The sequence below is a fragment of the Streptomyces sp. NPDC056222 genome (assembly GCF_042264065.1).
In the GTDB taxonomy this organism is placed as follows: Bacteria; Actinomycetota; Actinomycetes; order Streptomycetales; family Streptomycetaceae; genus Streptomyces.
Genome location: NZ_JBHJTL010000040.1, coordinates 1 through 11,688 on the forward strand (window position 1 = coordinate 1; position 11,688 = coordinate 11,688).

The following is an 11,688-nucleotide window of genomic DNA, read 5'->3' on the forward strand; positions in this document are numbered from 1 at the left end:
GGTACGGACGCTGTCCGTACGGCCCGGGCTTTTTCGCTACGCGCAGGTGCCGGCGAACGAGTCCCGGGTCACGACGTCCGTCGAGGCGGCCGTCGTGTCCAGCCAGACCGTCCGCTGCCCGTCGCCGAGCTGCGGGGACAGCTGCATACCGGAGGAGCAGGAGACCCTGCTGTACGTCGGGGTGCCGCCCACCACGTCCGCGAGCGGGGCCACGTTCACCTTGCCGATCTTTCCGGTCCAGGCGCCGAGGGCGCCCGTGGGGTCGTACGTCGAGTAGGCGAAGTACTGCTCGCTGACGGAGAACTGGCCGCCGTAGGTCGTGGACGGAGTGCCGATCCTCTTCTTCTGGGTGAGGTCGCTCAGCGGCGCCGACCAGAAGGTGTCGCTCCGGAAGAGGAACGCGGTGGTCTCGCGCCAGAAGACCCGGTCCCCGGTGAGCTGGATGTCCGTGGCCTCGCCGAAGACGAAGGACTGGATCCGCACGCGCTGCGAGGCGCCGGTGGCGATGTCGTACACGCTGATGTGGTCGTTGTCGCCGTCCCGCCAGGCCACCGTGCCGTGCTTCATGGTCAGGCGCGCGGCGGTGGTGCCCGGGGCGGGGGTCAGGTTGACCGTGGTGCCGTCGCGCTCCCGCAGCATGACGTCGGACTCGCCGTCCTGCTTGTTGATGTAGGCGAGCCGGCCGTCGTCGGTCACGGGCTCCATTTCCTCGCCCGGGCCGTCGACGAGCCTGCGGATGGCGCCCTGGCCCTTGTCGCCCGCGGTGTAGACGCCGACGGAGTCGGCGGTGATCCGGGTGAAGACGATCCGGTCGTCGTCGAGCGACGGGTCGAGGAGATAGGCGTTCTTCTGGGCCAGCTCGCGCTCCGAGTCGCCGTGCCGGTCGTCACCGTGGTTCTTGCCGAAGCGGCCGACCGTGATGCCGAAGTCCGCACTGTTCGCGTTCCACGCGATCGCGTCGCCGTGGCCGATCGCGTAGACGTCGCCGTTGATCTGCGCCGCCTGCTCGTCGACCCCGCTGTAGACCTCGTACGCCGGAAGGACGTCACGAGCGAGTGTTGTGCCGTCGTGGGTGCCGGACCTGCGCTCCCAGCCCTCCACGATGCCGTGGTCGTCGAAGGCCTTCGCGATCGCCTCGCGGTCGGCGCGGGAGACCTTGAGCGACTTCGCGGCGAGGGTGACCGCGTTCCGCATGTCCGAGAAGCCGGAGAGCGGGGTGAGGTAGTTCTGCGCGGCCCGGTAGACGATCTTGTCCGCGAGCGCGGGGTCCAGGGTCTTGCGCATGTCCCACAGCGCGCCGGAGACGATGGTGGAGTTGAGGTGGACACCGCCGTTGTCGATGTCGAGCGACGCAGGGAGGTAGTCCTCGCCCGCGACCCGGCCGTCGTTCATGTCGCGCAGCGCGCACTCGGCGAGCGGCTTGGTGCCGTTGCAGAGGTACTCGCCGACGAGGCCGGAGGTCGGGTCGGACATGGCGACGCCCTTGTCGGCGGTCTCCATGGCGTTGCCGAAGTAGTCGGATATCGCCTCGTTGAGGGCGCCCGACTGGTTGAGGTAGACGAGCCCGGCGCTGTGCTCGGTCACGCCGTGGGTCATCTCGTGGCCGACGACGTCGAGGCCGACCGAGAGCGGGACGCCGTTCATGTGGCCGTACACCATCTTGGTGCCGTCCCAGAAGGCGTTGGCGTAGTCCTTGCCGCCCCGGGCGACGTTCACGACCGAGTGGATCGTGCCGCCCTTGCCGTCGATGCCGTCGCGGCCGATCTCGTTCTTGAAGTACTCGTAGACCTTCGCGGCGTTGAGGTGGGCGTCCACCGCGCCGGAGGTGGTGGCGGTCCCCTCGAAGCGGTCGGTCGGTGAGGCGACGACCTTCACGTCCTCCGTGACCGGGCCGTTCGCGACCTCGAGGTAGCTCTTGCGGTTCGCGTCGTACGTACGGATCTGGCCGCCGGTCTTCGCGAACATCGCGCGCGAGGAGTCGATGAGCGAGTACGAGCCGTCGGCCTCCTTGTCGATCTCGATCCGCTCCTCGGCGCCGTCCACCTTCACGCCCGTGCCCTGTGCGGGCGAGGCGGCGTCGATGTTGTCGTACGAGAGCGCGATACCGCCCACGTGGGCGTCGACGAAGACCTCCTGGCGGACCGGGGAGCCGTCCGCCTTCGCGCCGGTGACGGTGAAGTGCCAGGCGAGGCGGCCACCGCCGGAGCCCGGCAGCACGGTCAGACCGTGGCTCTCGGTCCCGCCGCCCTCGACACCGGAGAGGTCGGAGTCGAGGGTGAACATCCGCTGCCGGGCGGTGGCTTCGGTGACGGTGGGCGTGGTGGAGACGGTCAACTCCGGGTAGAGCGTGCCGGTCGCGGAGACGACCTGCTCGCCGCCGCCGGCCGTCTCGGTCTGTACGGCGTACTCGGCGCCGAAGACCGGGACGCCGCCCCGCTTCTGCTGGAAGCGGACCGAGGACTGGGCCCCGGACCTGGTCGTGCGCACCGTCGTCAGCTCGGCGACGGGGACCCGGTAGGTCTGCTCGTGCGCCTTGAGGTGGGCGCGGGCCGCCTCGGCCGGAGTGCCGGCGCGGGGTGCCGAGTCGAGGCCCTGCGTCATGCGGGGCGCGACCGGGGTGGCGGGCAGGGTTGCGGCCGGGGTCTCCGGCACCTCCTGCGCCTGGGCGGGAACGGTCAACAGGACTGAACCGGTTGCCGCGGCGACGACGCCGGTGGCCAGGATCCGACGGATCCGTTGTGTTCTCACGAAGTCTCCCCATCACACACGTACGCGAGGGCTGGTGGCCCTCGCGACTGATGGGGTCGATCGTTCGGTAGGGAAGGTTCCGCATACAAGGGAGCGGACGTGGCGCAAAGCCGCCCAGGCATAAACGCGCCTACAGGAAGGCGGATTGAGGCCCCCGGGGCGATTCAGCGGCCGACCGGGGGTTCGTCCAGCCAGCCCGACTCGGCGGCGTGCCAGCCGAGTTGGAAGCGGGTCGCCGCGCCCACCGCGTCCATCAACGCGTGCAGACGTCGCTGCACCGTGCGGTGCCCCATGCCCAGCTGACGGGCGATGGCCGAGTCGGTCAGACCGACATGGAGCAGCGCGACGATCTGCCGGTCGATCGGGTCGAGCCGTCCCGCCGCGTCCGTGAGGCTCTCTTCCCCGGGGTCCGTGCTGAGCCGCCAGCCCTTCTCGAAGTGCTGCTCGAAGAGCGAGATCAGCGCCGTGAGCAGCCCGCTGCGGTGCACCACGAGCGCCACCGGCTCCTCCGTCTCGTCCCGCACGGGGTCCAGCGGAAGCAGCGCGCACTCGTCGTCCATGATGATCAGCTTGATCGGCAACTCGTCGGTGACCGCGATCTGCTGGCCGTCCGCGACGAGCCCCGCGAGCCAGTGCGCGGCATGGGCGTCCTCCAGCCAGGACCGCGCCACGACGGCCCGCAGGGTCAGGCCCCGCCGCATCGAGTCCCGCTCGACCTCGTCGTACTTGTCCTCGAAGCCGATGACGGTGGGCTCCCGGATCACCGGAACCAGCGAGCGGACCTCGTACCGCGCCTCACGCTGCATCGCGATGAGCCGGCGCCGGATCGCGGCGGCTCCGGAGAGGACCTCGATGGGCGCGCCGGAGCTCCGCGTGTGGGCGGCGCGGTGCCGCTCGGCGAGCTCGGTGACGAAGTGCTCGACACGGTGCAGGGCGGTGCGCCGGGACTCCAGGAGCGGGCCGAGCGCGAGGACCGGGGAGGCCGCCCGGTACCGCACGTGGTCCCCGTCCCGCTCGGCGCTGGCGAGCCCGCGCTCGACGAGCCCGGTGAGGGCGCGCAGGACCGTCTCCGGGTCCGCCGTGGGGTGGCCGAGAGCGGCGGGATCGCTGTCCGGCCGGTCCACCAACAGCCGGTAGACACTGTCCTGTTCCGCGTCGAGCCCGAGCAGCGCGAGCAGGGACGCGTCCCCGGACACCGACTCCACCCGTACCCCACCCCTCCCGGCCGCCCCTACGGAGGGGCCAGCGTAAACGGGGCGCCCCGGCGCCGCTACGATCACGCCTCGCAGTCGAGGCACCCAGGAGGGACCGTGCAGGAAACGAGCGCCGTCGAGTTGGTCTACGTACCGACGAAGGCCGAGGTCACGGAGGCGATCCGGGTCAGGTTGCGCAACTCGCCGTCCGGGCGCCGGATGCGGTGGCTTCTTCCCGTCACCGGTGTGGTGGCGTTCCTGGTCGTGCTGCTGGAGCTGACGGGTCCGGGGGAGCCGCAGCTGTCGCTTGTCGTCCTCATGGGCGGGCTGGGCATTCTGGCCCTGGTGATGGGGCCGCTGGTGCCCCGGCTGATGGGGCACCAGATGTACCGGCTCATCGAGCCGCAGGGGGAGTTCCGGGCCGTCGTGGACGACGATGGGGTGACCTGGACGGCGCGCGACAGCGAGACCAGGAGCCGGTGGGCGATGCTGCCGCTGTACGTCGAGACGCCCTCGCTCTTCGTCCTGCTCACGGCCGACAAGGCCGGCGTCGGCGTCGCCGCCCTGTCCAAGCAGGGCGCGTCCGCCCCCGGGGATGTCGACCGGCTGCGGACGATCCTGGACCGGCACGCGAAGCGGGTCTGACCGCCGAACGCTCGCGCACGCGAAAGGGCCCGCACCGGATCGCTCCGGTGCGGGCCCCTTCCGTACCTCAGGTCACTTCTGCGCACACTCCGCGCACGTCCCGAAGATCTCGACCGTGTGCGCCACGTTCACATACCCGTGCTGGGACGCGATCGCCTCCGCCCACTGCTCCACCGCCGGGCCCTCCACCTCGACCGCCTTGCCGCAGACGCGGCAGACGAGATGGTGGTGGTGGTCGCCGGTCGAGCAGCGGCGGTAGACCGTCTCGCCCTCGTTGGTGCGCAGTGCGTCGACCTCGCCCGCGTCCGCGAGGGACTGGAGCGTGCGGTACACCGTCGTGAGGCCGACGGAGTCGCCGCGGTGCTTGAGCATGTCGTGCAGCTCCTGGGCACTGCGGAACTCGTCCACCTCGTTCAGTGCCGCCGCCACCGCGGCCCGCTGTTTGGTCGAGCGGCCGCGTACGGGGGGTCCTGCCGTCGCCACAGGGGCCTCCTAGGGATGTCGTCGCCCCCGCCATTCTGCCAGGCTGCTAGACCCTGGCGTCGTCCGTGGGCCGCCGGGTGGACGGAACGGCCATGTCGCACTCCGACCCGGACAGCGACGAGGACGAGGCCGCGGCCTCCGCCGCCCGGGCGCGGCGCCTGGCCAGGGGCGCGGCGAGCGCCGTCAGGACGATGAAGACGGCGATCGCGAGCAGCACGATGAGCGAGCCCGGCGGCAGGTCCTGGTAGTACGTGGTGACGGTGCCCGTCAGCGTGACGCCGGTGCCGATGACGATCGCCAGGACGAAGGTCGTACGGAAGGAGCGCGACAGCTGTTGCGCCGCCGCCACCGGGACCACCATCAGCGCGCTGACGAGCAGCAGGCCGACGACCCGCATCGCGACCGTGACGGTCACGGCCGCCGTGATCGCGACGAGCAGGTTGAGGGCCCGCACCGGCAGGCCGGTGACACGGGCGAACTCCTCGTCCTGACTCACGGCGAAGAGCTGGCGGCGCAGGCCGATGGTGACGAGGACGACGAAGGCGGCGAGCACGGCGATCGCGGTGACGTCCTCGGAGGACACCGTGGAGAGGGAGCCGAAGAGGTACGAGAGCAGGTTGGCGTTGGAGCCGCCGCCGACCTGGATCAGCATGACGCCGCCCGCCATGCCTCCGTAGAAGAGCAGGGCGAGCGCGAGGTCGCCGCGGGTCCGTCCGTACGTCCGGATCAGCTCCATGAGGACCGCGCCGGCGACGGCGACCAGGGTGGCCATCCACACCGGGCTGCTGTTCAGCAGGAAGCCGAGGCCGACACCGGTCATGGCGACATGGCCGATGCCGTCGCCCATCAGGGCCTGGCGGCGCTGGACGAGGAAGATGCCGACGGCGGGCGCGGTGATGCCGACGAGGACGGCCGCGAGGAGCGCCCGCTGCATGAAGGCGGGTTCGAGGAATTCCATGATCAGGTCAGCTTCCTCAGGTCAGCAGACCCGTACGGAGCGGCTCACCGGCCGCGTGCGGATGGACGTGGTCGTGGCCGGGCAGCGCGTGCTGGCCGACGGCCTGCGGCGGAGGGCCGTCGTGGACGACGCAGCCGTCGCGGAGGACCACGGCGCGGTCGATCAGCGGCTCCAGGGGGCCCAGCTCGTGCAGCACGAGCAGGACGCTGGTGCCGCCGGCGACCTGATCGCGCAGCGTGGCGGCGAGGATCTCCTGGCTGGCGAGGTCGACGCCGGCCATCGGCTCGTCCATGATCAGCAGCTCGGGCTCGGAGGCGAGCGCGCGGGCGATCAGGACGCGCTGGTGCTGGCCGCCGGAGAGGGCGCTCACCGAGTCCTTGGCGCGGTCGGCGAGGCCGACGAGCTCGATGGCCCGGTCCACGGCGGCCCGGTCGGCCTTGGTCAGCGGGCCGAACCTGCGGCGGGAGAGCCGGCCGGAGGAGACGACCTCGCGGATCGTGGCGGGCACACCGGAGGCGGCGGTGGTGCGCTGCGGTACGTAACCGACGCGGGCCCAGTCGCGGAACCGCTTCTGCTCGGTGCCGAAGAGCGAGATCGTCCCGCCGGTCAGCGGCACCTGGCCGATGACGGCGCGGACGGCGGTGGACTTGCCGGAGCCGTTGGCGCCGAGCAGCGCGACGACCTCGCCGGGGTTCACGGCGAGGTCGATGCCGCGCAGGACGGGGCGAGAGCCGAGGGTCGCCGTGGCTCCGCGGACGGAGATGACGGGCGCGGTCACGGGTGCCTCCTGCTGTGCGTGGGTCACTTCGCGCCGAGGGCCTTCTTCAGCGCGGCGAGGTTGGACTGCATGACCTCGATGTAGTCATCGCCCTTGGACGCGTCCGTGATTCCCTCCAGCGGGTCCAGGACGTCGGTCTTGAGACCGGTGTCCTGGGCGAGGGTCTTCGCGGTCCTGTCGCTGGCGAGCGTCTCGAAGAAGACGGTGGAGACCTTCTCGTTCTTCGCGATGGACTGGAGGTCCTTGACGCGGGCGGGGCTCGGCTCCGACTCGGGGTCGATGCCGGTGATGCCCTCCTGGTCCAGGCCGTAGCGCTCGGCGAGGTAGCCGAAGGCGGAGTGGGTGGTGATGAAGGTCTTGGTGGTGGTGTTCTTCAGACCGGTCTCGAACGCCGTGTCCAGATCACCGAGCTTCTTCACCAGGGCGTCGGTGTTCTTCTTGTAGTCGGCGGCGTGGTCCGGGTCGGCCTTCTCCAGGGAGGCGCCGACACCCTTGGCGACCTCGGCGTACTTCACCGGGTCGAGCCAGATGTGCGGGTCGGCACCGGCCTCGGACTCGTGGCCGTGCTCGTGACCCTCTTCCCCGTGACCGTGGTCGTCGGCTCCGTGGTCGTGGCCGGCGCCGTGCTTCTCGAGCGTGGTGAGGGTGCTGACGTCGACGGTGTTCTTGACCCCCGCCTGCTTGATCGCGTCGTCGACGGCGGGCTGGACGCCCTTGAGATAGATGATGTAGTCGGCGTCGCCGAGCGCGCCTATCTGCCGCGGCTTGAGCTCCAGGTCGTGCGGCTCGACGCCGGGCGCGGTGAGCGTCTCGACGGAGACGTGCTCGCCGCCTATCTGCTCGGCCAGGTACTGCATGGGATAGAACGACGCCACCACGCTGAGCTTGCCCTCGCCCTTGTCGGCGGCGTCGGACGTTCCGGAGCACGCGGACAGGGTCACGAGCCCGAGGGCGACAGCTCCGGCGACGGCGGTGGAGGGTATGAGGCGACGTACGTTCATGACACTCATTTTCAACAAAGTTGGAAACGGTTGTCAATTGCCCTTCCTGTGTTCCCAGCCACGCCCCGCCGGGCCCGTCCGCCTGCGCGCGGGTGCCGGGCCGATTTGATACGGGGGGTGCGGGCGCCGGTAATCTGAAGCATTCGCACTTCGTCGTCGTAATGAAGAGAGCACCGTGGCCGCCGACAAGATCGACACCATCGTCAGCCTGAGCAAGCGCCGTGGCTTCGTCTACCCGTGCAGTGAGATCTACGGCGGCCAGAAGGCCGCCTGGGACTACGGACCGCTGGGTGTCGAACTCAAGGAGAACATCAAGCGTCAGTGGTGGCGTTACATGGTCACCGCGCGCGAGGACGTCGTCGGCATCGACTCGTCGGTGATCCTGGCCACCGAGGTCTGGGAGGCCTCGGGTCACGTGGCCACCTTCACCGACCCGCTGACCGAGTGCACCTCCTGTCACAAGCGCTACCGCGCCGACCACCTGGAGGAGGCGTACGAGGAGAAGCACGGCCGTCTCCCCGAGAACGGCCTCACCGACCTGAACTGCCCCAACTGCGGCAACAAGGGCACCTTCACCGAGCCCAAGCAGTTCTCCGGTCTGCTCTCCACGCACCTCGGCCCCACCCAGGACTCCGGCTCGGTCGCCTACCTGCGACCCGAGACCGCGCAGGGCATCTTCACCAACTTCGGCCAGGTCCTGCAGACCTCGCGCAAGAAGCCCCCGTTCGGCATCGCGCAGATGGGCAAGTCCTTCCGGAACGAGATCACTCCGGGCAACTTCATCTTCCGCACCCGCGAGTTCGAGCAGATGGAGATGGAGTTCTTCGTCAAGCCGGGCGAGGACGAGCAGTGGCACGAGTACTGGATGGAGCAGCGCTGGAACTGGTACACGGGCCTGGGTCTCCGTGAGGAGAACATGCGCTGGTTCGAGCACCCGCAGGAGAAGCTCTCCCACTACTCGAAGCGCACCGCCGACATCGAGTACCGCTTCCAGTTCGGCGGCAGCGAGTGGGGCGAGCTCGAGGGTGTCGCCAACCGCACCGACTACGACCTGAAGGCGCACTCCAAGGCCTCCGGCAACGACCTGCTCTACTTCGACCAGGACGCGCAGGAGCGCTGGACCCCGTACGTCATCGAGCCCGCCGCCGGCGTCGGCCGCACCATGCTGGCCTTCCTGCTCGACGCGTACAACGAGGACGAGGCCCCGAACGCCAAGGGAGTCATGGAGAAGCGCACCGTGATGCGCCTCGACCCGCGCATCGCGCCGGTCAAGGTCGCCGTCCTGCCGCTCTCCCGTAACCCGCAGCTGTCGCCGAAGGCCAAGGGCCTCGCCGCCGACCTGCGGCAGAACTGGAACATCGAGTTCGACGACGCGGGCGCCATCGGCCGCCGCTACCGCCGCCAGGACGAGATCGGTACGCCGTTCTGTGTCACCGTCGACTTCGACACCCTGGACGACAACGCAGTGACCGTGCGCGAGCGCGACACCATGAAGCAGGAGCGCGTCTCCCTCGACCAGATCCAGGGCTACCTGGGCAGCCGCCTGCTCGGCTGCTGAGTCTGATCGCTTCCACGCGAAAGCCCCCGGTTCCGAGAACGGAACCGGGGGCTTTCCCGTGTGTCGGGGGCTTCCCGTCCGGTCGGGGCCCCGCGCGACTGACGCCTGAGCGACTGCGTCCTGTGCGACGTGAGTCCTATGCGCGCAGTCCGCGCAGCAGCAGCTCCACGACGGCCTCGAACTCCGCGTCGATCGTGGGGCGCTGCCACTCCGCGGCGTAGGCGGGGTCGTGGAAGTGGGCCGTCGCCATGAACAGCGCGCGGGCCGATGCGCCGGGGTCGTCGGCGGTGAACTCGCCGTCGCGGACGCCCTCTTCGACGATCGCGCGGACCTGGTCCACCAGCGCCTCGATGTGGTGGTCGACCACGCCGCTGGCCTCGTCGATCAGTACCCCGTACGTCGCGAACAGCTCGGGGTCGTCGCCCGCCTTGTGCCGCTTGGCCTCGAAGAGGCCGGAGAACCAGGCGCGCAGCTTCTCCGCGGCCGGCCGGTCGGACGCCGCGATCAACTCCGCCAGCGCGACCTCGGCGCGGGAGAGCCAGCGCTCTGTGACCGCCTCACGCAGTGCCGCCTTCGTGCGGAAGTGGCGGTAGACGCTGCCGTGACTGACGCCGAGCACCCGGGCCACGTCCACGACCGTCGCCTTCGCCGGGCCGTAGCGTCGCAGGACCTCCTCGGTGGCTTCGAGGATGCGCTCGGCGGTCAGGGTCTCGGTGGCGGCCATGGAATGACAGTACCTGTCAGCTCGAACCGCTCAGTGCTCGCTGTCCAGGTGGGCCATCTGCGCCTGCGGGTAGCGCTCGCCTGCCGCCGCGCCCACGGGAACGGCCGCCTCGATCGCCGCCAGGTCTGCGGCGTCGAGCGTCACGTCCAGGGCGCCGAGGGCCTCCGAGAGCCGGTCCCGGCGGCGGGCGCCGATCAGCGGCACGATGTCGGCGCCGTGCCGGGGGCCCTGGGCCAGGACCCAGGCGATCGCGGTCTGCGCGACCGTCACGCCCTTGGCCTCGGCGAGGGCGCGCAGCCGGTCCACCAGGTCCAGGTTCCGGTGGAGGTTGTCGCCCTGGAAGCGGGGGGACATCCCGCGGAAGTCGCCCGGGGCGAGCTCGCGGTCACGGGTGAAGTGGCCGCTGATCAGACCGCGCGACAGCACTCCGTACGCCGTGATGCCGATGCCCAGCTCGCGGGCGGTGGGCAGGATCTTCTCCTCGATGCCGCGGGAGATCAGGGAGTACTCGATCTGAAGGTCGGCGATCGGGGCGACGGCCGCCGCCCGGCGCAGGGTGTCCGCGCCGACCTCGGAGAGGCCGATGTGCCGGACGTGCCCGGCCTCGACCAGCTCGGCGATCGCGCCGACGGTCTCCTCGATCGGCACGTCGGGGTCCACCCGGGCGATCCGGTAGGTGTCGATGTGGTCGGTGCCGAGGCGCTGGAGGGAGTACGCCGCGAAGTTCTTCACCGCGGCGGGGCGGCCGTCGTATCCGGTGAAGCCGCCCTCGACCGTGCGCAGGGCGCCGAACTTCACGCTGGTCAGGGCCTTCGCGCGGGCGGCCGCGGGGGCCGTGCGCAGGGCTTCGTTGATCAGCAGCTCGTTGTGCCCCATCCCGTAGAAATCGCCGGTGTCGAGGAGCGTGACCCCGGCGTCCAGGGCGGCATGGATCGTCGCGATCGACTCGGTGCGGTCGCTCTCGCCGTAGAGCGCGGACATGCCCATGCAGCCGAGGCCGACTACGGAGACCTGGGGGCCGGTGGTGCCGAGGGTGCGGGTGGGGAGGGTGCGGGTGGAGGTCATGGGGGTCTCCTCGGGAGGGAGTCGGAGCGCCGGGGGAGCGACGCACGACAACTATGGCATGACGACTGACAGATTTCAATGTTTGTCATTCGTGAGGGTGGTGGGAAGGGAAACGGGGTGACCGGGTGCCCTGGGCGGGGTAGCGTCTACGACATGTCTTCGTTCTTCCAGATTTACGAGTGAGAGCGCGGCGGGCCTCGACGCCCGCCCCGCCGGACGATCCCCTCACCACTTCTCACCAATGGGAGAACCCCATGGCCAAGGGCCGAAACAACCTCCTCGGCGTCGGCGGACAGCGCAAGAAGCTGTCCCGCGGCGACCAGCAGGGCGCCGTTCAGAACAGCAACGCCGACCGCAGGGCCGCGGTCGACCAGAAGCAGGAGCTCCTGAGGAAGATGCGCGAGCGCGCGATGGGTGCCGAAGGTGCCGAGACGGCCGCCGCCGACAGCACGGACGGCCAGGAGTAGCCGCAGCCGGTACGACGACGTGGGGCCCGGTGACCGGGGGTGGACCCGGCCCACCGGCGGGGTGCGCC

Annotated in this window: 11 protein-coding genes; 3 read left to right on the forward strand and 8 right to left on the reverse strand. The window is 70.3% G+C overall.

Going from position 1 to position 11,688, the window contains the following annotated elements; translation table 11 throughout:
* Positions 1-36: 36 nt before the first annotated feature.
* Positions 37-2,748 carry a M4 family metallopeptidase gene (locus ACFC0D_RS19920; RefSeq protein WP_376437426.1) on the reverse strand — a complete coding sequence of 904 codons (2,712 nt, stop codon included), beginning with the start codon at positions 2,746-2,748 and terminating at the stop codon, positions 37-39.
* 164 nt (positions 2,749-2,912) lie between these two features.
* Positions 2,913-3,953: a hypothetical protein gene (locus ACFC0D_RS19925; protein WP_376437428.1), complete on the reverse strand. Its 1,041-nt coding sequence runs from the start codon at positions 3,951-3,953 to the stop codon at positions 2,913-2,915.
* 105 nt (positions 3,954-4,058) lie between these two features.
* On the opposite strand from ACFC0D_RS19925, the gene ACFC0D_RS19930 reads away from it, so the two are divergent.
* The gene (locus tag ACFC0D_RS19930; RefSeq protein WP_376437431.1) at positions 4,059-4,586 is read left to right on the forward strand and encodes a YcxB family protein; all 528 of its coding nucleotides are present in this window, start codon (positions 4,059-4,061) and stop codon (positions 4,584-4,586) included.
* Positions 4,587-4,658: 72 nt separating this feature from the next.
* On the opposite strand, the gene ACFC0D_RS19935 is transcribed toward ACFC0D_RS19930, so the two are convergent.
* The 4 genes from ACFC0D_RS19935 to ACFC0D_RS19950 are packed head-to-tail and all read right to left on the reverse strand — an operon-like array spanning position 4,659 to position 7,806.
* Positions 4,659-5,069 (reverse strand): Fur family transcriptional regulator, encoded by a 411-nt coding sequence (locus tag ACFC0D_RS19935; RefSeq protein ID WP_376437433.1) that lies wholly within the window; start codon positions 5,067-5,069, stop codon positions 4,659-4,661.
* 46 nt (positions 5,070-5,115) lie between these two features.
* The gene (locus ACFC0D_RS19940) at positions 5,116-6,033 is read right to left on the reverse strand and encodes a metal ABC transporter permease (protein ID WP_376437585.1); all 918 of its coding nucleotides are present in this window, start codon (positions 6,031-6,033) and stop codon (positions 5,116-5,118) included.
* A 10-nt stretch (positions 6,034-6,043) separates the two neighbouring features.
* The gene (locus ACFC0D_RS19945) at positions 6,044-6,805 is read right to left on the reverse strand and encodes a metal ABC transporter ATP-binding protein (RefSeq protein WP_376437435.1); all 762 of its coding nucleotides are present in this window, start codon (positions 6,803-6,805) and stop codon (positions 6,044-6,046) included.
* A gap of 23 nt (positions 6,806-6,828) precedes the next feature.
* A complete protein-coding gene (locus ACFC0D_RS19950; protein ID WP_376437437.1) occupies positions 6,829-7,806 on the reverse strand; it encodes a metal ABC transporter substrate-binding protein in 978 nt (325 codons plus the stop codon).
* 175 nt (positions 7,807-7,981) lie between these two features.
* On the opposite strand from ACFC0D_RS19950, the gene ACFC0D_RS19955 reads away from it, so the two are divergent.
* Positions 7,982-9,364: a glycine--tRNA ligase gene (locus ACFC0D_RS19955; RefSeq protein ID WP_376437440.1), complete on the forward strand. Its 1,383-nt coding sequence runs from the start codon at positions 7,982-7,984 to the stop codon at positions 9,362-9,364.
* Positions 9,365-9,500: 136 nt separating this feature from the next.
* Here the strand turns inward: ACFC0D_RS19955 and ACFC0D_RS19960 are convergent, their stop codons facing one another.
* Both ACFC0D_RS19960 and ACFC0D_RS19965 read right to left on the reverse strand, forming a co-directional pair.
* A complete protein-coding gene (locus ACFC0D_RS19960; protein ID WP_376437443.1) occupies positions 9,501-10,088 on the reverse strand; it encodes a TetR family transcriptional regulator in 588 nt (195 codons plus the stop codon).
* A gap of 30 nt (positions 10,089-10,118) precedes the next feature.
* Positions 10,119-11,153: an aldo/keto reductase gene (locus tag ACFC0D_RS19965; protein WP_376437445.1), complete on the reverse strand. Its 1,035-nt coding sequence runs from the start codon at positions 11,151-11,153 to the stop codon at positions 10,119-10,121.
* A gap of 254 nt (positions 11,154-11,407) precedes the next feature.
* Here ACFC0D_RS19965 and ACFC0D_RS19970 point away from each other — a divergent pair, with 254 nt between their 5' ends.
* A complete protein-coding gene (locus tag ACFC0D_RS19970) occupies positions 11,408-11,620 on the forward strand; it encodes a DUF6243 family protein (RefSeq protein ID WP_376437447.1) in 213 nt (70 codons plus the stop codon).
* Positions 11,621-11,688 lie beyond the last annotated feature (68 nt).

Bases quoted from the DNA above. Each gene is read 5' to 3' on its own strand.
- ACFC0D_RS19960 (WP_376437443.1), bottom strand. From the start codon at position 10,088: ATGGCCGCCACCGAGACCCTGACCGCCGAGCGCATCCTCGAAGCCACC.
- ACFC0D_RS19950 (WP_376437437.1), bottom strand. From the start codon at position 7,806: ATGAACGTACGTCGCCTCATACCCTCCACCGCCGTCGCCGGAGCTGTC.
- ACFC0D_RS19970 (WP_376437447.1), top strand. From the start codon at position 11,408: ATGGCCAAGGGCCGAAACAACCTCCTCGGCGTCGGCGGACAGCGCAAG.
- ACFC0D_RS19965 (WP_376437445.1), bottom strand. From the start codon at position 11,153: ATGACCTCCACCCGCACCCTCCCCACCCGCACCCTCGGCACCACCGGC.